This window comes from Kangiella aquimarina DSM 16071 (assembly GCF_000374105.1).
GTDB lineage: Bacteria > Pseudomonadota > Gammaproteobacteria > Enterobacterales > Kangiellaceae > Kangiella > Kangiella aquimarina.
Window position 1 is genome coordinate 647084 of sequence record NZ_KB893650.1, and the last position, 19745, is coordinate 666828.

The window sequence follows — 19745 nt, forward strand, 5'->3', positions numbered from 1 at the left end:
GGAACTTAAATGGATAACTTAAGAGGATAATACAATGAAGAAGAAATTATTAACCGCAGCTTGCTTGTTGGCATTAGGCTCAACTGCATTTGCTTCAGAAGAAGTGCAAGACCGTCATGGTTTTTATGGTCATGTAGGTTTGTATGGCTTGGAGTTAGATTCTTACTGGGATTCCGACCGTACGCTATCAGGTGGCTTAGGTTTAGGTTGGTTCTTTAATAAGAATGTTGCTTTAGAAGTTGAATATAACTATTTTGATGAAATTTCTAACAATGCAATAAACGCAGATACAGACATTGAAAACACAGCTCTTAATTTACTTTTAAATGATACAAGTTGGATAGGAAGTACAACGACATATCCATTTTTAAAGGTGGGCTATGGTGAGCTTAGTGACAAATATGGTGTTTATGGTTCTGACTTAGAAGACGGTTACTATAAAGTAGGTGTAGGTGTGCAACATTTTGCAACAGACAATGTGTACTTGCGTGCGGGCCTAGATTTGTTGGATTCTGGCGACCTAGGCGATCATAAAGTTTGGTACTTGAGCTACGGTTACTTCTTTGGTGATACTGTAAAATCTGGCACTGCTCCAGCTCCAAAGCCAGTTGAAAAAGCAAAAGATTCTGATGGTGATGGCGTATTAGATGCAAATGATCAGTGCCCAGGTACTCCAGCAGGTGCTGCAGTAGATGCTAATGGTTGTCCTTTAGATAGCGATAACGATGGTGTTTATGATTACCAGGATGCATGTCCAGGTACAGCTCCAGGCGTACAGGTCGATGAGAAAGGTTGTGAAGTTAAAGTTGCAGAAGAAGTTGTAGTTGATATGCGCTTAAACTTCGACACTAATAAGTATGAAATCAAACCAGAAATGGTTGCAGAGATTGCTAAAGTAGCTGAGTTCTTACGTCAGTATCCTGATGTAAACGCTGAGATACAAGGACACACAGATAGCGTTGGTTCTAGTGCTTATAACCAAGGCCTATCAGAGCGTCGTGCTAACTCTGTAAAAGATTACTTAGTAAGCAACTTTGGTATTGATGCTTCTCGCTTAACTGCAAAAGGTTATGGCGAAGAGCAACCGATTGCTGACAACTCAACAGAAGAAGGTCGTGCTCTAAACCGTCGTGCTGAAGCACACGCAGAGACTATGACTACTAAATAAAATATTTAGATAGTTTGACCTCTATCAAAGCCCGGCTACTGCCGGGCTTTGTTTTTTTTGGTAAATAAGCTACTATCAAATTGAAGGACAAGCAAAATAGCTGTTCAGTTCTTACAATAAAATCAAGGAGTAGCTTTATGATAAAGTCCGTTCATGTTCGAGATTATATGACCTCGGCAATGATCACACTAAAACCACAAACAGATATAGTAGAAGCTGCTCAGACAATGCTGGAATACCGTTTAACTGGCGCACCAGTATTGGATGACCATAATCGATTAGTGGGTTTCATTTCAGAAAAAGACTGTCTACATACCGTTTTAAGCGCTATCTATCATGGGGACTTGGGACATAGGGTTATGGACTTAATGACCAAAGAAGTTAAAACGGTTCACCCAGATGATAATATTGCCGATGTTGCAGAGCGATTCTTAAAAGATAATTGCCGCATGTATCCAGTGATGGAGAAAAGCCAGTTAGTAGGGATGATTTCTCGTCAGAGTATTCTTAAGGCGATTCAGTTTGTGGGTCGTAAAGACTAATCAGATAACTAATTAGTCTTCTAGTATTTCAACATTAAGGCGTCGCTCGTTTCGCAGGCGAGCACGCTTTTTTGCACAAGGCTTGTCGCAATCACAGGCCTTCTCAATTCCAAGCGCATCAAGACCGCCACAACTGCCACCGATTCTCTTCCTTTGGAACAAATATCCAACGGCCATGATCATCATTACGATGACAAATAGTATGAATGCAAGGAAAAAAGTACTGGTCACAGTTTGAAAGTCCACCAAACAATAGAAGCCGCTATTTTATCATATTAATACTCAAATATAAGCCTTTGTATAAAAAATGAACTAGGTATTTTGTTGGGTAAAAAAGGGTAAAGTTGTAAAAGGGCTGTTTTTAACCCTGCAATTTTAAGGTGATATCTCCAAGTTATTGATAAGTTTGCTACTGACCAATTTCGGTTATAAAGCAAATGAACAACCTTGGAGTTATTTTATGAAATACCTAGTATTATTAATGAGTTTAATGATCAGCGGTGCTGTAGTGGCGGAAGAGTATAACCATGGGAATCATAATGATCCTTACATTGAATTCTACAATGGTACGGAAACTTTTAACTGTGGAAGTCTGAGCTTCTATGCTTGTATGACCCAGGCTAATATCCAATCCATGGTAGAGTCACGCTGCGAGAGCAAAGTTGTTACAACGGATAATGGGGGTTATCCACCCTATGGACAGGCCTATTATCACAATGTCCAAGGTTTTAACATTATCGTCCAAAGTGTGACTGGTCCAGCACCTTATAGTATGCAGATTAGCTTCAAATGTGGTGGATTGAGACATCCGGGACAAAAATACGAGCTTTCTCTATAAGACCACTCTAAGCCGAGAGGTAATCTCGGCTTACGTATTATTCAATAAGAGATTCTTCAAATAACTGATTGGATAGAGTAATTAATTCCTGACCTTCCCTTTGTATAACCAGCACGGGTAACTGGTACTGTTCCGCAAATTCAAGAGAAGCTTCACTACCCATGACGCTCATTGCGGTTGCATAAGCATCGGCATACATATTGCTTGGATGAATGACAGAAACAGAGGTTAGATTATGGGTAATAGGGTAGCCCGTGGTTGGGTCAATGGTATGCGAAAAACGCTTACCGTTAACTTCGAAATAATTTCGATAATCGCCTGAAGTCGCTATAGAGGTGTTATTCAGTGCGACAATTAGAAGCTGTTGTTGGTTAAGACTCGAAGCGGGTTTTTCGACTGCAATACGCCATGGATAGCCATGTACATTAATACCCTGGCCCTTTGTCTCTCCGCCAATCTCAACCAGATAATTCTCAATGTCAAACTCTTCCATGATGTTAGCAAGTTGATCAACGGCATAGCCTTTGGCGATTGCTGAGAGGTTGATTGTCAGTTCAGGTGATGTTTTTGAAATACATTGACCTTCAAAATCAAATTGAAGCTTATCAGTTCCAACAGACTCTTTAAGACTGGCGATTTCTTCATCAGATGGCACCTTATCGTCATATTCGACTGCATCGAAGCCCCAGCGCTGGATAAGTGGCCCAACTGTAATATCAAAGGCACCATTGGTTTGATGATAAATGTCTTTTGCTGCAACCAGCACCAACCAGGTGGCATCAGAAAACTGGAAACACTCATCAGAGCGTAAAGCGTTAAACTGATTGATCTCACTATCAGGAATATAGGTGGACATCAATTGATTGATAGTCTCTAGCTCCTGAGTAACTGCATTCTTCAATTGTTCGCCCGAATCCTGGTTAGACTCAAAGGTAAGGTTGTATGTTGTGCCCATGGTATTGCCGGACAGTTTTGTATATTGGCTTTCCTGCTGACAGGCAGTAAGAATTAACACAAGTAGTGTAGTGATGAACAAACGATTCATACAGGCATAAAAAAAGGCAGTCAATTGAGACTGCCTATTTTATAGAACCTTCAGTTATAACCCAAGAGGATTAGCCACCGAAGTCATCTAATAAGATGTTTTCGCGCTCAACACCCAAATCTTCTAGCATTTGGATACAGGCCGCGTTCATCATTGGAGGTCCACACATGTAGAACTCACAATCTTCTGGAGCTGGGTGGTCTTTCAAATAGTTCTCATAAAGAACATTATGAATAAAACCGGTATAGCCTTCCCAGTTGTCTTCAGGTTGTGGATCCGACAAAGCAACATGCCATTCAAAGTTCGGATTTTCTTTGGCCAGCATGTCGAAATCTTCTACGTAGAACATTTCGCGAGAACTACGTGCACCGTACCAGAAGCTGATCTTACGGTCAGTTTTAATGCGACGTAACTGATCGAAAATGTGCGAACGCATTGGAGCCATACCAGCACCACCACCGATAAATACCATTTCTGCATCGGTATCTTTGGCGAAGAATTCACCGTAAGGACCAGAAATTGTAACTTTATCGCCTGCTTTCAAGCCCCAGATGTAAGAAGACATTTTGCCCGGTGGCAATGACATATCGCGTGGCGGAGGCGTAGCGATACGGACGTTCAACATGATAATGCCTTCTTCTTCTGGATAGTTAGCCATCGAATATGCACGAATTGTTTCTTCTTTCACTTCCGACTCAAGGTCAAACAGTTTGAAACGCTCCCAATCTTCACGGAATTTTTCCGGAACATCAAATTCGCTGAATTTGACTTTATGTGGTGGAGCTTCGATCTGAATATAACCACCAGCACGGAAAGGTACACTTTCTCCGTTAGGAATTTTAAGTACTAATTCTTTAATGAAAGTTGCTTTGTTATCGTTAGAGATAACTTCACAATCCCACTTCTTAGTACCAAAAACTTCTTCAGGAACTTCGATCTTCATGTCCTGCTTAACAGCAACCTGACATGACAAACGATAGCCTTCTCTAGCTTCACGACGTGTAATGTGGCTTTCTTCAGTCGGTAGAATAGAACCACCGCCTTCAAGAACTTTACACACACACTGGCCGCAAGTACCACCGCCACCACAAGCTGATGACAGAAATATGCCGCTGTCAGACAAAGCATTTAACAGCTTGCTACCAGCCGGTACGGTTACCGCTTTATCAGCTTCGCCGTTGATATCGATATGGACATCACCAGTGCTTACGAGTTGTTTACGGGCGAATAAAATCACCATTACCAGTCCGAAAATCACTACCGTAAACAGGGCAACGCCTAATACTATTTCACTCATTAGTTAACCTCTCTACTCGTTTACAGTTTGATGCCTGAGAAAGACATAAAGCCAAGGGCCATCAAGCCAACGGTGATAAAGGTAATACCTAATCCACGTAAACCATCTGGTACATCTGAATACTTCATCTTCTCGCGGATACCGGCCAGGGCAACAATTGCTAATGCCCAACCGAAACCAGAACCAAAGCCATAAACCACTGACTCAGGGAAGTTGTAGTCACGCTCAACCATGAACAATGAACCACCCAGAATCGCACAGTTCACAGTAATCAATGGTAAGAAAATACCAAGTGACTGATACAGTGCTGGGAAGAATTTGTCCAAAGTCATTTCAAGAATCTGAACAAGTGCAGCAATAACGCCGATATAAACGATAAGGCCTAGGAAGCTAAGGTCAGCTTCTGGGAAACCAGCCCACGCTAGAGCGCCTTCTTTCAATAAGCCGTTCAGTAGCAGGTTGTTCACTGGAACGGTAATCGTTTGCACGATAACAACCGCAATACCAAGACCAATTGCAGTTTGAACTTTCTTCGAAACTGCCAGGAAGGTACACATACCCAGCAAGAATGCCAGGGCGATGTTTTCAACGAAAACCGCTTTTGCAAATAGGGAAATATAATGATCCATTATTCAGCATCCTCCACTTGATCGGTTTTCCAGGTACGCAGTGCCCAGATTAACAAACCAATAATAAAGAAAGAGCTCGCTGGCAACATTAATAGACCATTAGTGTGATACCAGCCGCCATCTGCGATAGTTGGGAAAATGGTGAAATCTAACAGTTTACCGGAACCAAATAGCTCACGAATAATACCAACGATAATTAGTAATACAGAGTAGCCGAGGCCGTTACCCAAACCATCAAGGAAACTCATGGCAGGACCATTTTTCATGGCGTAGGCTTCAGCACGACCCATCACGATACAGTTGGTGATAATCAAGCCGACGAATACCGAAAGCTGCTTAGAGACTTCATAAGCGTAAGCTTTCAATACCTGATCAACCAGAATTACCAATGACGCGATAATGGTCATCTGTACGATAATACGGATGCTTGATGGAATCTGTTTACGAATCAAACTGATCAGCAGGTTAGAGAAAGCAACAACTGTAGTCAGTGCCAAACTCATAACCAATGCAGTTTCAAGTTTACTGGTTACTGCCAGCGCAGAACAGATACCCAATACCTGAAGGGCAATTGGGTTGTTGTTAAAAATCGGCGAGAATAAGACCGATTTGGCTTCTTGTTTATCAAATGCCATTTTACAATTCCCCCGCTCTTACTTTAGCCAGGTAAGGTCCGAATGCATCATCGCTTAACCAGTAGCGTAAAGAGTTCTCTACACCGTTACTGGTCAAGGTAGCACCAGACAGGCCATCTACCTGATGTTCGTTTTTGGCTTCGCCTTTAACGATTTGAATCACAGGCTCGCCCTGCTCATTGAGCACTTCTTTACCAGGCCAGATTGCACGCCACTTTGGGTTTTCAATTTCGCCACCAAGACCGGCAGTTTCCGCCTGATCGTAATACTTCAAACCAACTACGGTTGTAGTATCGGTATCAAGGGCCAGGAAGCCGTACATGGTTGACCAAAGACCGTAGCCATGGAAAGGAAGGATGATGGTATCCAATTGACCGTCTTTTTTGACCAGATAAACATTAGCCAATTTAGAACGGGTTCTGATACCAGCAATATCATCTTCAATACGAACATTCATGCTTGGATCTTTAGCAGCTTTACGTTGCTCGAAACCTTGAGGAGCTTCTACATACTCACCAGTTGATAAGTCAACAACGCGAGTTTCAACTTGCTTAAAGGTTTCTTCGATTTGTTTTTTGGTCGCTTGCGCCTGACCATCGATCAAACCGGCAGCAATAAGGATGTTGAGCTTACGGTCAAGTTCCTTATTGGTTTCCTGTAAAGGCTTTAATTTAATCGCAGCAACAGAAACTACAACTGAACACACCAAGCTCAGAATGACTGCCACTACAATGGTTTTCATTGGACTTTCTTTCTTAGACATGACGACGAGCCCTCCGCTTGATGTTGCTTTGCACGACGAAGTGGTCAATCAATGGCGCGAACAGGTTAGCGAATAGAATCGCAAGCATCATACCCTCTGGGAATGCAGGGTTGACCACACGAATCAATACCACCATGACACCGATTAATGCACCGAAGTACCACTTACCTTTATTGGTCAATGAGGCTGATACAGGGTCGGTAGCCATAAAGAACATACCGAAGGCAAAACCACCTGTAACCAAATGCCAGTACCAAGGCATTGCAAACATAGGATTGCTTTCACTGCCCATTGAATTAAGGATAAGTGTCATGCCGATCATGCCGAACAGTACACCCAGCACGATGCGCCATGAAGCGATACGGGCATAGATGATGAACAGACCACCAATGATGATCATTAGCGTTGATACTTCACCGATTGAACCGGGGATACGGCCAAGGAAAGCGTCCCACCAGCTCTGAGTAATACCATAGTCGGTAATAGCACCTTGAGCAGCGGCTGCTAGAGGTGTAGCGCTGGTGAAACCGTCAACAGCAGCCCAGACTTCAGCACCTGAAATTTCGCTTGGATAAGCGAAGAACAGGAAAGCACGACCCGCTAATGCAGGGTTCATGAAGTTCTTACCAGTACCACCGAAAATCTCTTTAGCAACTACAACACCGAAGGAGATACCAAGAGCTACTTGCCATAGCGGAATTTCAGCAGGCAGGATCAATGCGAAAAGAATCGAAGTGACGAAGAATCCTTCGTTGATCTCATGGCCGCGAACGCTGGCAAATAGAACTTCCCAGAAGCCACCGACAATAAAGGTAACTGCATAGATTGGGATAAAGAAACAGGCACCATAGAACATTAGACCAAGCGCACCAGTTTCAGGCGTAATAGCGCCGCCGAAGAACTGGAAGAAGTCTACTTGCCAGGCGTCAGGAAGTGTTAAACCTGAAGCCAAACCAAGCTGAGCCTGATAACCAACGTTCCACATACCCCAGAACATGGCCGGGAAAGTAGCAAACCAGACCATGATCATGATGCGTTTCAGGTCAATGTTGTCGCGAACGTGTGTGCCACCTTTGGCAACGTGACCTGGTGTATAGAAAATGGTTGCCGCTGCTTCATACAAGGCATACCACTTTTCCCACTTGCCGCCTTTCTCAAAATGCGGCTCGATTTTTTCAATAAAGTTTTTTAAACCCATGGTAGCCTCTCTTATCCTTCTTTCTCAATCTTGGTCAGATTTTCGCGAAGAATGGAGCCATACTCGTATTTGCCTGGGCAAACATAAGTACACAAGGCCAAATCTTCCTCGTCCAGCTCCAGACAACCCAGTTCCTGTGCCAGCACCGTGTCATTCGTCACGATAGCGCGTAACAGCTGAGTTGGCAGAATATCCAAAGGCATGACACGCTCGTAGTTGCCGATTGGCATAATCGAACGCTCAGAACCACCTGTAGTAGTCGTCATGTTGAAGCGCTTATTACGGAACACATGACCAAAGAATGCGCGAGTGACCGAGAACTTATCAGAACCAGGCATAGCCCAGCCGAAGAATTCTTTATCACGACCTTCGCGGATGACAGTGACCTGATTGTGGTAACGGCCAAGATAGGCGCGAGCATCAATGGCATTAAAGCCACTTAACACTGAACCTGAAATATGACGGTTATCAGCATCGTTTTCTTCATTAGCCAATAATTCATCCAGGCTGGCACCAACACGCGTACGAATCAGGCGAGGATTCTTAATCATGGTACCGCCAAGAGCGATAACACGATCAGTATGAAGCTCACCATCAATAAATAGCTTAGCCAGAGCAATCACATCCTGATAGCCAATGTACCAGACTGGACGGCTCATAGATGCTGGGTATAAGAAATGAATGTGAGTACCCACTAAGCCTGCAGGGTGCGGGCCAGAGAACTCTTCATACTTAACCTTGGCATTGCTGCTCTTGGTAAGAGATGAATTAGGGCGAGTCGCCACAAAAACCTTGTCACCGGATAGTTGAGCAAGAATATCCAAGCCAAAGTTAAAGGCTTCATTCTGCTCGCTGATAATGACTTCAGGATCAGCCGCTAGTGGATTGGTATCCATGGCTGAAACAAAAATGGCCTGAGTCTCACCATCGATTGCAGGAACTTTTGAATAGGGACGTTTACGAAGAGCAGTCCACATACCTGATTCAACCATTTGCTCGACAATCGCTTCGCGACTCAAGCCAGATAGCTGTTCAGGGCTGAACTTATTAAAGCTGACCGCTTCTTCTTGCTGGGCAACTTCAACCACTACCGACAACAGCTTACGCTTATTACCACGGTTAATGGCTTTAATCGTACCAGCTGCTGGAGCAGTGTATTTAACTCCGGGGGTTTTCTTATCTTCGAAGATCAATTGGCCTTTTTTAACTACATCACCTTCCTGCACATGCATGGTCGGTTTCATGCCAACATAATCTTCGCCTAATATGGCGACGGTTTTTACCGTAGCACCAGCTGAGATCGTTTGCTCTGGTTGCCCTTCAATTGGCAGGTCCAGGCCTTTCTTAATCTTAATCATAGGTCGCTACTTTTATTACCTGATGGTTGTCACTTCACTATGGACGCTGCAAAACCGACCCATAACAAAAAAACCTGGTGTGTAGCTAGCTACAACCAGTCATATCTTGTTGTTATTACGGGTTTTCAGGTGCCATAGTTCCAAATTAAGGTCAAAATTTAGCCAATCGACCTTAAACGGCGCGTATTATACTTGGATCAATAGCTCAAAATCCATGCTTTTTCTGGGGAAATCGGCCCAGAAAAGCCAAAAACTGCTGATCAGAGTCAACAGAGCTTGTTTTAATCTCAGCCCTCGGTTAATATTTGCGCCCTTTTGTTAAAAGGGGCGATTGCCGCTGGGCGTTTGATGTCAAAATGGCTGGCAAAACAGGTAATCAGCACAGGTTTTAAGCGGTAATAAAGAGGAGTCATCCAAGTGCGCACTAAGCTGATCGCAGGCAACTGGAAAATGCACGGCAATAAGTCATTCATCGAATCATTAATGAACGGCATGACTGGGCAGTTGAATGCGGCAATGAAAAGCGATGTTTTGGTTTGCCCTCCCACTATTTATATCCCTTTAGTTAAGAACCTGATTGGCGACAAAGCCATTGCTGTTGGCGGACAAGATTTAAGCGAACAGGAACAGGGCGCCTATACCGGTGAAATCAGCGGTGACATGCTGAAAGACAACGGTTGCCAATACGTTATTGTTGGCCACTCGGAGCGTCGCAGCTTATATGGCGAAACCGATATTTTGGTGGCTCACAAGACAGGCAAGGCTATAGAGTGTGGCTTAACACCGATTCTTTGTGTTGGGGAAACCCTTGAACAAAGAGAAAAAGGCACCACTATGCAAGTAGTAGAACAGCAGTTAGATGCTGTAATCGATACCTTGGGTATTGATGCGTTTGCTAACATAGTAGTAGCCTACGAGCCAGTATGGGCAATTGGAACCGGCGTAACAGCATCGCCAGACCAGGCTCAGGAAGTTCATTCAGCGATTCGCGCGCATTTGCGTAACAAGAATGCTCAAGTCGCCGAATCAATTAAGATATTATATGGCGGCAGCATGAAAGCTGCGAACGCCGAAGAATTGTTGGCCCAGCCCGATATCGATGGTGGATTGATTGGCGGGGCTTCTTTAAAAGCAGACGAGTTTATCGCGATTTGCAACATAGCAGGATAATACGATGCAATTATTTTTAATGATCAGTTTGTTAATTGTTGCCTTACTTTTGGTTGGCATTATTTTAATCCAACAAGGTAAGGGAGCTGAAATTGGCGCTTCATTTGGCGCTGGCGCTTCTAATACATTATTTGGCGCACCTGGCGCTGGTAACTTTTTAACCAAAAGTACCACAATCCTGGCCATCATCTTCTTCGCACTGGCATTGACCATTCATGCCATTGGCCAGAACGAAGCAACAGAGTCAGGACTACTGGATGACCCGGAAGCGACTCAGGTAGAAGAAGTTACTGCGCAACCTGCTGAAATTCCAGCAGAAGCACAAGACGAAATTCCTTCTGAGATCCCAGCTGAAACTCAAGAAGAAATCAGCACAGAAATTCCAACTTCAGATGCCGAAACAATTTCTGAAGCAATTCCGGAAGCAACTGAAGAAGAAACTAAAGAAGACGATCAAGATCAGTAATTGATCGTCTCTCTATTGCTCAGGTGGTGGAATTGGTAGACACGCTATCTTGAGGGGGTAGTGGCCGTAGGCCGTGCGGGTTCAAGTCCCGCTCTGAGCACCAAATTAAAAAGACGTCTTTGGACGTCTTTTTTTATGGCCAAAATAAATGTACTCTGACCCCATTAATTTAAAGAAACGGGGTTACACTACAACTACTTCCGAGACTACGACCCAGAGATAGGACGCTACATTCAATCAGACCCAATAGGATTGAATGGTGGTATCAATACCTATGGGTATGTTGGCGGGAACCCGGTAAACTTTATTGATCCTTTTGGATTAGCAAAATTACCTAATGATCCTAGCGAACTTGGTGATGGATGGTCACGAGATCACGGACATAGACATCCTCATGGTGAAAAATGGGATCATGAATCTGGAACATCTGTTGAGTGGCATCCAGCTCAAGAAGGAAAGCCAGGTTGGAGAGGTAAAAATCATTGGCATGTTAACGGTGGTAAGAAGCACTTACCTCCAGGTGAGGAGGTTCCAGAATTTCCTGATGATGAAGGAATGTGTGATTCTGGTAGTGACTGTGAAACAGCTGTTAAAGTTGTGGCTGTAGGCGGTGCTACTTATATTATTTATAGATGTGTCAGAATGATTCCATCGCTGTTTCCACCACTGTGGGGAACAATTCCTGCAAATGCAGCAATTCCGTAATTAGAAAGGATAAAAAATGACTTTAAATATAGGCGGAAATCCCAAAGAGTTTATCGAGGAACGGGGCGGCATGCATGATGCTGTTGTTGAATCGTTCACTTGGGAGAGTATTCAAAGAGTGCTAACATTAGACATCGATGATTTAAACAGTTGTTTTGAAGGGCTTCCTGAATATGAAGGGCTATGTCCTATTACTTTAGTATTCAGCAAAGTGTCTTCTTTAGATTTAAACCTGCAAATATCTAGTAACCAGGTTAGCATTTATGATTTTAGCATTTTATCCTTAAAGGGAATATTTCAGATTGAAATAAAATGCTCTCCAGGAGGGATAATAAAACTTTCCTGTGAGGATATTGAAATAAAATATAAGGGTAAATAAGCTAGCGTAGGGTGCGTTTCGACGCACCTTTACTTTAACAAAGCTCTGGCATCTTCGATTTTGGTATATTTCATGTTGCAAGTAATATGCTGAGTACTAGAATAATCTGAAGCTACAGATTATTTGGCTTTTTTAATGAGATTTAATCTGAGTCGCCAACTAATTCATAGATGGTGCACTCACAACCTGCTTCAACTACGTAAATATCTTCGGTTGGCCTAATGAGCTTATGCTTAAAGTAATGCTTAACTGAGCTTAAAACTTCTTTATTTCTAATCTCTAGGAATGCATATCTTCCCATACCATCATAACCATACCACCCCCAGCAATTATCGGTCTGGTTATAGGCCAACCGTAATTTAGGGTCATCTCTATTTATAATTTCAAGAAACAACTTGTGCTGCATGAGATTTACCGACTTGGTTTTCTGATAATGTACTGGAATAGTGACTAGAACACGTCGAAATTCTGCGAATACTAAATGATTGCTTTACCAACCAATTATGTCACTGTGCAATTAGAAATTAATGGGGTCAGAGTACAATTTCTGATATTGATTACAAGTAAATTAATGGCCCAGAGCAGAGTCTGAGGAATCCCCAAAAAAATAAGAGTAAGGCTTCCAGTGGCGAAGCCCTACTTAGCGTTACAAGTTAATTCAATGATGATTACCACTGAATCAACTCTATCTGGTTTTCGCCTTCCGCTAACACCTCGTTAACGATAAGGTTGTTTTTATCCACCATAACAAAGCGCGGAATGCCTGCACTCGCGAATTGCTTATATATACTTCGATCGACGTCGGCAACCAAGTCAATGGTGATATTTCTTTCTTGTCTGAACTTCTCAATCTCTTCAACCGTATTTTCGCGAGCAATAGCTACGATTTGTAAGTCTTCTTGATTGAGGATGTCTGATTCGTGGAGTGCTTTCATGGCGCGTTGAGAATCGGAGCACCAAGTAGCAAAAAGAATAACCAGTTTGCGCTTGTCTGGGTTGGTCAAATCAATGTTTTGTCCATCGATGGTAGTGACAGTTTGAAGTGGCATCACCTGACCGACTTGAATGTAGGTTTCGTATTTAGGTTTTGCTGCTACGGGGTTGGTGTCAGTTGGAGAAGATGTCTGAGTGGAAACGCATCCAGAGAGGATTAAGATGCAGATGGCGGATAAAAGTAGTTGTTTCAAAAGTCACTCCTTGAATACGGCAAGTGTTAATAAAATAAAAGAATAAAGGATAATCACTGAATTATCTTGCTGTGAGTCCTTTGGGAATATACAAGGTTTGATCTTCCAGGTACATATTAACCATGACTCTAATCTTCTTTCAGCACATAAATCTCGCCATCAAAACTGCCCTGAATGGTTAGGTTCTGATTGGTCAATGCTGCCAGATAATCCAGTTGTTGGCGTCTTATAATCTGGCCCGGTACCAATAGTGGTATGCCTGGTGGATAAGGTGTCACTAGGCCGGCACAAATACGATTTTCGGTTTCAGAAATGGGGATACATTCGCGTTCCCCAAAAAATGCTTCATTCGGTAGACAGGCCAGTTCGATGGGTGGGAGGTTATCCGGTATTTTGGAACGTCTACTTGAGGTGGTGAGTTTTACCCGGCCACTGTCGAGCTTTTTTAGTGCGTTATAGAGACGAATGATTTTGGAACGGGTACCGCCAAGCGTTAACAGAACTAATATAGTACTGTGGGTGTACTTTTCGATTTCGAGTCCCACTTCGTCCAACAAGTATTTGTGAATGTCTTTATGTGAGTATGGTAGTTCACTGATATCGATCAGGATCTTCAGTGGGTCATGTCCCATATTATCCGATTCAAAATGTGGGAATATATGTTTGAAGTCTTCGCCATCGAGCACTTTGATTTTATTTAACGAGGCCATTTGTTGTTTGAATTCTGCAACATGATTTAGCAGCGAATTTAAAATCTTATAACCTTCCATCTCCAGCTGTTTATGGCACACATCCAGCGAGGCAATTAGCTGATATTTTGGGGAGGTGCTGGCATAGATACTGAAAATCTCGCGGAAGAAATCTTCATCAAACTCAGGGTCATTGATGTGAATGTAAGAGGCCTGCGAAAAAGCAGACACCACTTTGTGCGCTGAATGCGTGACATAATCAGCGCCAGCGTTAATTGCCGAATAATAACGAAACTGTGGGTGGAACAGAGAATAAGCAAACCAGGCTTCATCAATAAACACCTTGATGTTGTGACTATGGGCTAAATTCACCACTTGTTTTAAATCGCTTAACAGGCCATCATAAGTGCAGCCGGTCAACACCAGTAACTTTGCATCAGGGTTTTGCTCAATCGCCCTCTTCATATCTGCCAGCGACGGCGGTGCAAATATGCCGTACTTGGGATTGAGGATGCTGGATAGATAAATGGGCATGCTACCTGACTGCAAAATGCCGTAATGAACGGACTTGTGGCAGTTGCGATCGATAATGACCTTATCGCCTTTGCGTAGCAGCGTTTGCAGAATAATTTTGTTCGAGGTAGACGAACCATTGGTCACGAAATAGGTGCGCTTCACTTCAAAAGTCGTGGCTGCGGCCTGTTGGGCTCTTCCGATGTAATTGGTACTGTCAGAAAGTGAACCCAGCGAGTCGACCGAAACCGATAAGTCGCCGACAAAAACATTGCGGCCATAAAACTGATAAAAGTCTCTAATGTAGGGTGAGTTTCGGAAGCTGGCGCCGCCGCTGTGCCCCGGGGTGTGCCAGGAGTCATTAGACTCAGCCACATAGCGTTTGTAAGCCGTCCAGAAAGGAGTCTCGCATCGGTCATCAAAATCGTTGATGATATAACCGAGAATGGACTCGGGATCGGATAGCACATCATCCTTGAAAAAGAAGGATTCGATATCTTCTGATTCATTAACGATATCCAACCCTTTGCTATCATCTCCTAATACATAAACAGGTAATTCAAGTCGGATTGACTTTAACTCGCTGATAAATTGAGCATAACGATTGGCAATGGCGTTTTCTCTAATTTGCCAGCTGAGAATAACTGCCTGTATGTCACCGTCATCATGAATATACTCCAGACCTTTGGCCAATGTTTCGCACTCAATCACCTCTAGCGTCACATCAGTACGCTCAAAATTATCGATGGTTTTAGACAGATTATGAGTTAATTCAGAAAGAATAGACTTGTCGTCTTCAATCAGAAGAATTTTCAGTAAAGGAAGCACTATAAGTTCCAGCTATGTTATGACTTGCGATAAGCATACATAAAAGCAGGACCAGAAAGCAAAGCAGGAATTATTCTTCTAGCAGTTTTTCAAAGGTAAGCATTTTAATAAAGGTGGAATCGAGACAGAGTTCAAGTTGCTGGATCCATTCAAAAATAACTTCAAGATTGTTCCAGCTGTAGTAGTTGTAGTCGGCGTCGTTGAGCTTTGGGAAGCTATCAAGAAACTGACTTAAGGATTGCTGAAGAATTGGTTCGGGTATAAACACATTGGGATCAGAAAGGGATAACCGTGCTGCCGCCTGCAAGATACGCAAATTAGAGAAAGGGACGGCTGTAACTTGTGACAAATCCGCAGGTTTGGCTTCCGTCAATTCACCAAGAGTTTTGAAGCCTGACCTGGTCAGAGCCAGCTGGATTTTGTTGGTGGCTAATTTAAGGTAACGAACAGGAAGCTTGGACAGGTAGTTATAAGCATTGATGCTGGGTATCCCTGTTTGCTTGAATTGCTTAAGCGAATTACGGTTCTTCTTAGATTTAGCGTCATAGGTTACTTCTAGCTGCCAGCCATCCTTTGCTAAGGGATAGCGTTTGGTATCAAGATTAAGGTTGTGACTGTTGGCTGATTCAGGGTGTTGCCCCATGCGCACCTTGATGGACGATATCTCCACCATCGGTGCGTCATAAAATGTACTGGTGCTGGCTAGGGCAGAGGTTAACTCGCCATGCACCAGATGAACCATGTCTTCTAAATCAACCCTTGGCATAATGCTTACCTGATTGACTTAAAGTTAAGCTCGATTTCACTGTAGATATTGGCAGTGGTGGTCGATGCCTGAGGATCGCGATTATTGGCAGGCTTGATAGCAACCTTCACATCCTTTGCTAAGGTAGGTTTTAAAATACTGGCCTTTAAATTAGGATTGGAAACTAAGCGACTGCGTACATCAAATGTTTGCTTATCAATGACTGATTTACGAAGTGAATCTTTCAGCTTAATGCGTTTATCAAGCACTGCTTTTTTAGCTTTAGGTTTTGGCTTAGGTTTAGCCGCATTGCCGTTAGAAGGAGCAGGCTCTTGTTCGGTTTCTTCGCTTTCCACTGAGGTATTGAACGTAAACTTGGCATTAATTTTTCCGCTGTCGACAATGATATTGGAAAACCCATGCTCTATTGCATTAATCATTGCTTGGCGTTTTTGTTGAGCAAAAGGTCTTGCTGCAGCACGGTAAATTTCCAACACGTCATTGTTGGTAAATTTATTCTTTTTGGCAGATTCACTTTCACTTAAATCCAGTCCTAGATGCTCAAGGATAGCCGGTGATTCAGGGCTGTTGCCTTTTTTTACTTTGTAGGGCGCACCTTCGTAAATGGCATGAACATTTTTGTCACTGTTTGCTGGAAAATAACTTTTTAGCAATCGATCAATCTGATCCAGAAATACGTCATCCTGTAGCAAATTATCAACGAACAATTCTTCTGGTTGGCTAACCAGTTCTTTAATTTCTAGCAGCTTTTCTTCTTGCTCCGCTTGTGAAGTGACCACTGCATCAAACACTTCGGAAATGAGCTTCGCCACAAACTCGGCGAAGCCCATATCAGCGGGCGTCAAAATTTCTTCTGACATGGTGGTCTCCCGCTTAGTCTTGATCTAATGGTAGGTAATCAGTTTTAAAGTTCAGATGCACACGACCATAAATTTGTACGCTACTACTTGAGCGGTCAATATCGGTCTTAGTAGCGGTTGAAACTTTAACACTGTTATAGGAGGTTGAAGCTGAAGCTTTAACCCAGCCTGATAAAAGACCACCGGTTTTTGCTTTAGCTCGGAAGTTAAAGTCCTTACGGTTGTAATCGGTAGAACGATTTTGCAGATAAGATGAACCGTAAGTGTTAAAGGTCAGGCGTGTTTCAATTTCACCTTGTTCAATGACTAAGCGAAGTAGACCTTGCTTAACCATTTCTTTAAGAAGTGTATATTTATCAGCAGCAAGGCGATTGGCAACTGCATCCAGAATTTTCTGGAATTTGGTATCATCAAGTGAACCGTGAGTGACAACTTTATTGTCAGAGTCGATACCGGCGTCTTTGACTTCAACGGCTTTGTTAAGATCCGCTGCCTGTGCCTGTGTCAGAGAACCTCCGGGCTTAACGACAGGATTACCATCATTATCAGCGCCTACAACTTTAGATAAGAACTGTAGTAGCATATTGCCATCAATGTCATCCTTGGTGTCATTGATAAATGCCTGCAGTGATTTACCGGTTTCTTTTAACAGCTCAACGTAAGCTTCGGTTTGACGTAAGTTAGATGCAATTAATGAGTCAAATACATCACTTACAAGTTTGGTAGTGAATTCGGGAAAACCGATTTCGGGTAGGTGGGTAGCCAGTTCAACGGCTTCATTGCTTCCAGACATAACTTTCTCCTTGTCTTTGGTTTTGGTTAGTAAAACTGATTACAGAAAACCACTTGCTCATCATGAGACCTGTGTCCTTCCTGTATTTGAGTAACCATTTAAAATTCCATTTGTCAGTGATGCTAGTTAATGGCTTATACTTTGTCAATAACCATAGATAGTCAAATTTGCATTGCTAACTCTATGAAAAGATTTGAAAAAATCAATACATGACAACTGAGTATAGTCGTTCTATTATGAAAATAGAGACGGGTTGGTTTGTCATGCTAAATTAAGAAAAGGACCTATATTGAAGGCTTGTAGAGCAATTGTAGCGGTAGCAAATCTGATGGTGGTGGCAGCCATGCTGACGATTACTGCCACCATTGGGCAAGCCGAAGAGCAAGTCAAAATTGAAAAAATTCAGATTACAGTCAATCCCATTTTTAGTGAGGAAGAAAGAACTGGATGGCTGTATGAAACTGCAGACAAACTGCACATCGATACCTACCCCTATGTTATCCGTCGTCTATTGCCTTTCAAGGAAGGCGACTTGATTAATCTGCGCACCGTTGATGAAGCGGAAAGGATCTTGCGTTCCAAATCATTCTTACGTGATGCCCGAGTGACCTGGCAAAAGTCAGAAAACGGCGGCATTATTATTGATGTTAATACGTGGGAAAACTGGACCCTGGTACCTAAGGTGGATGTCAGCCGAAAGGGAGGCGTCACTGAATATTCATACGGAATCGAAGATGATAATTTACTTGGACACGGCCTTAGAGCCACTATGCTCTATTTCAAGGAGCAGCAAAGAAGCGGCTATTCGCTCGTCCTGTCTTCTCAGGTCTCAACTGAAAATCATCTACAGGCATCTCTGGTTCTATCTGACACATCAGATGGTGAGCAATATTCTTTGGGTCTAAGCAAGCCTTTCTACACTTTGGATGATGAATGGGGTGCTGAGCTTTATATCAATACCGAGCGTCGAGAAGACACCATCTACAGTAATGATGAAGAGATTAATGTCTTTGGTCATGAGATCGACCATTTTGAAGGGTCTTATGGCATATCTGAAGGTCTAGTCAATGATCGAACCATTCGCTATGAGTTTGGTTATACCCAACGAAAAGATACTTTCATGGAGTCGCCATTAACCATCGGGCTCCCGCAAGAACGTGACTTCAGCTATCCATGGTTAGGATTGGAGTACATTGAAGATAACTTTATCAAAACCCGAAACTTGTACCTGATTGGTCGAGTAGAGGATGTTCAGCTGGGCTGGCGGCATAATGTCAGGTTGGGTGTTAATACCAGTAACTCCGAATACCAGAAAGCACTCCATTGGTATTGGTATTCACGTTATACCAATCAAATAAATGAGGAACATATTTATACCACCTGGCTGTCTGGTGAGGGGGTTGAGCCTGAAAATGGATTGTCTCCTACTTACTATTACTCATTGGGTTATGAATATTTCCATCACGCTTCGGATACTCGAATCTGGTATGGCAAACTGCAATTTTGGGGGGCGGAGAATCCTTTCATCGATAGACCAATATCCATTGGCGGAGAGTCTGGCTTAAGAGGTTACCCGTTACAGTATCAGCATGGTGATCAAGCTTATCTGCTAAACCTGGAGAAGCGATATTATCCCGGAATTAATCTATTCAAACTGGTTGATGTCGGATTTGCAGCCTTTACAGATATTGGCAGGGCAAGAGGTGATACCTTGTATCCTAATCAGGAGGAGGGGACTCTGGTGTCAGTAGGGCTCGGTATCCGCTTATTCTTCTCACGCTCCAGTGGCCGCAATCTGGTCAACATTAATTTTGCTAAACCAGTTAACTCCGATTTTCTCAGTGAGTGGGATTTTAGTATCACCGCAACCACCAGTTTTTAATTTTACTCCCTTCAGTCACTGCAAAAGTTTCTGC

The 19745-nt window shown here is 43.0% G+C and carries 22 protein-coding genes, 1 tRNA gene and 1 pseudogene; 10 read left to right on the top strand and 14 right to left on the bottom strand.

The window, feature by feature from the left end:
• Window positions 1-34 precede the first annotated feature (34 nt).
• Window positions 35-1168: an OmpA family protein gene (locus B158_RS0103180; protein WP_018623900.1), complete on the top strand. Its 1134-nt coding sequence runs from the start codon at window positions 35-37 to the stop codon at window positions 1166-1168.
• A 137-nt stretch (window positions 1169-1305) separates the two neighbouring features.
• Window positions 1306-1710: a CBS domain-containing protein gene (locus B158_RS0103185; protein ID WP_018623901.1), complete on the top strand. Its 405-nt coding sequence runs from the start codon at window positions 1306-1308 to the stop codon at window positions 1708-1710.
• Between the two features lie 12 nt (window positions 1711-1722).
• Here the strand turns inward: B158_RS0103185 and nqrM are convergent, their stop codons facing one another.
• Window positions 1723-1896, bottom strand: coding sequence for a (Na+)-NQR maturation NqrM (nqrM, locus tag B158_RS0103190; RefSeq protein WP_071989659.1), 174 nt, complete (start codon window positions 1894-1896; stop codon window positions 1723-1725).
• A 274-nt stretch (window positions 1897-2170) separates the two neighbouring features.
• Between nqrM and B158_RS0103195 the strand changes: the two genes are divergently transcribed.
• Window positions 2171-2548, top strand: a complete 378-nt coding sequence (locus B158_RS0103195; RefSeq protein WP_018623903.1) for a hypothetical protein — start codon at window positions 2171-2173, stop codon at window positions 2546-2548.
• A gap of 37 nt (window positions 2549-2585) precedes the next feature.
• On the opposite strand, the gene B158_RS0103200 is transcribed toward B158_RS0103195, so the two are convergent.
• Genes B158_RS0103200 through B158_RS0103230 form a run of 7 tightly spaced genes read right to left on the bottom strand, consistent with a single transcriptional unit; the run spans window position 2586 to window position 9473 of the window.
• Complete coding sequence (locus tag B158_RS0103200) at window positions 2586-3617, bottom strand: FAD:protein FMN transferase (protein ID WP_228127054.1); 1032 nt, start codon at window positions 3615-3617, stop codon at window positions 2586-2588.
• A 46-nt stretch (window positions 3618-3663) separates the two neighbouring features.
• Window positions 3664-4890: an NADH:ubiquinone reductase (Na(+)-transporting) subunit F gene (gene nqrF / locus B158_RS0103205; protein ID WP_018623905.1), complete on the bottom strand. Its 1227-nt coding sequence runs from the start codon at window positions 4888-4890 to the stop codon at window positions 3664-3666.
• A 20-nt stretch (window positions 4891-4910) separates the two neighbouring features.
• Complete coding sequence (gene nqrE / locus B158_RS0103210) at window positions 4911-5519, bottom strand: NADH:ubiquinone reductase (Na(+)-transporting) subunit E (protein WP_018623906.1); 609 nt, start codon at window positions 5517-5519, stop codon at window positions 4911-4913.
• Window positions 5519-6154 carry an NADH:ubiquinone reductase (Na(+)-transporting) subunit D gene (locus B158_RS0103215; protein WP_018623907.1) on the bottom strand — a complete coding sequence of 212 codons (636 nt, stop codon included), beginning with the start codon at window positions 6152-6154 and terminating at the stop codon, window positions 5519-5521. The genes nqrE and B158_RS0103215 overlap by 1 nt, the downstream gene beginning before the upstream one ends.
• Before the next feature lies 1 nt (window position 6155).
• Entirely contained in the window at window positions 6156-6917 is a 762-nt protein-coding gene (locus B158_RS0103220) for a Na(+)-translocating NADH-quinone reductase subunit C (RefSeq protein ID WP_018623908.1), read from the bottom strand.
• On the bottom strand, window positions 6910-8115 hold the full coding sequence (locus tag B158_RS0103225; RefSeq protein ID WP_018623909.1) for an NADH:ubiquinone reductase (Na(+)-transporting) subunit B: 1206 nt from the start codon (window positions 8113-8115) through the stop codon (window positions 6910-6912). Before B158_RS0103225 ends, B158_RS0103220 begins: the two co-directional genes overlap by 8 nt.
• A gap of 11 nt (window positions 8116-8126) precedes the next feature.
• Window positions 8127-9473, bottom strand: coding sequence for a Na(+)-translocating NADH-quinone reductase subunit A (locus B158_RS0103230; protein ID WP_018623910.1), 1347 nt, complete (start codon window positions 9471-9473; stop codon window positions 8127-8129).
• A gap of 417 nt (window positions 9474-9890) precedes the next feature.
• On the opposite strand from B158_RS0103230, the gene tpiA reads away from it, so the two are divergent.
• From tpiA to B158_RS0103255, 6 genes and pseudogenes are all read left to right on the top strand, one after another.
• Window positions 9891-10643, top strand: a complete 753-nt coding sequence (gene tpiA, locus B158_RS0103235; protein WP_018623911.1) for a triose-phosphate isomerase — start codon at window positions 9891-9893, stop codon at window positions 10641-10643.
• 4 nt (window positions 10644-10647) lie between these two features.
• On the top strand, window positions 10648-11109 hold the full coding sequence (secG, locus tag B158_RS0103240; RefSeq protein WP_018623912.1) for a preprotein translocase subunit SecG: 462 nt from the start codon (window positions 10648-10650) through the stop codon (window positions 11107-11109).
• Window positions 11110-11126: 17 nt separating this feature from the next.
• A tRNA-Leu gene (locus tag B158_RS0103245) sits at window positions 11127-11212 on the top strand.
• Between the two features lie 71 nt (window positions 11213-11283).
• Window positions 11284-11436 (top strand): annotated as a pseudogene (locus B158_RS13625) (RHS repeat-associated core domain-containing protein); the annotation flags it as partial.
• On the top strand, window positions 11416-11814 hold the full coding sequence (locus tag B158_RS13665) for a hypothetical protein (RefSeq protein WP_407635756.1): 399 nt from the start codon (window positions 11416-11418) through the stop codon (window positions 11812-11814). The pseudogene B158_RS13625 and the gene B158_RS13665, both read left to right, overlap by 21 nt.
• A 16-nt stretch (window positions 11815-11830) precedes the next feature.
• Entirely contained in the window at window positions 11831-12193 is a 363-nt protein-coding gene (locus tag B158_RS0103255) for a hypothetical protein (protein WP_018623914.1), read from the top strand.
• A gap of 142 nt (window positions 12194-12335) precedes the next feature.
• On the opposite strand, the gene B158_RS0103260 is transcribed toward B158_RS0103255, so the two are convergent.
• The 6 genes from B158_RS0103260 to B158_RS0103285 all read right to left on the bottom strand — a co-directional run bounded on the left by B158_RS0103260 (window position 12336) and on the right by B158_RS0103285 (window position 17829).
• A complete protein-coding gene (locus tag B158_RS0103260; protein WP_018623915.1) occupies window positions 12336-12599 on the bottom strand; it encodes a hypothetical protein in 264 nt (87 codons plus the stop codon).
• A 262-nt stretch (window positions 12600-12861) separates the two neighbouring features.
• Window positions 12862-13380 carry a TlpA family protein disulfide reductase gene (locus B158_RS0103265; RefSeq protein WP_018623916.1) on the bottom strand — a complete coding sequence of 173 codons (519 nt, stop codon included), beginning with the start codon at window positions 13378-13380 and terminating at the stop codon, window positions 12862-12864.
• 128 nt (window positions 13381-13508) lie between these two features.
• On the bottom strand, window positions 13509-15410 hold the full coding sequence (locus B158_RS0103270; RefSeq protein WP_018623917.1) for an aminotransferase class I/II-fold pyridoxal phosphate-dependent enzyme: 1902 nt from the start codon (window positions 15408-15410) through the stop codon (window positions 13509-13511).
• Window positions 15411-15480: 70 nt separating this feature from the next.
• Complete coding sequence (locus B158_RS0103275; protein ID WP_018623918.1) at window positions 15481-16176, bottom strand: hypothetical protein; 696 nt, start codon at window positions 16174-16176, stop codon at window positions 15481-15483.
• A gap of 5 nt (window positions 16177-16181) precedes the next feature.
• A complete protein-coding gene (locus B158_RS0103280; RefSeq protein ID WP_018623919.1) occupies window positions 16182-17036 on the bottom strand; it encodes a hypothetical protein in 855 nt (284 codons plus the stop codon).
• Between the two features lie 13 nt (window positions 17037-17049).
• The gene (locus tag B158_RS0103285; RefSeq protein ID WP_018623920.1) at window positions 17050-17829 is read right to left on the bottom strand and encodes a hypothetical protein; all 780 of its coding nucleotides are present in this window, start codon (window positions 17827-17829) and stop codon (window positions 17050-17052) included.
• 289 nt (window positions 17830-18118) lie between these two features.
• Between B158_RS0103285 and B158_RS0103290 the strand changes: the two genes are divergently transcribed.
• Complete coding sequence (locus tag B158_RS0103290) at window positions 18119-19711, top strand: BamA/TamA family outer membrane protein (protein ID WP_228127055.1); 1593 nt, start codon at window positions 18119-18121, stop codon at window positions 19709-19711.
• Window positions 19712-19745: the final 34 nt, after the last annotated feature.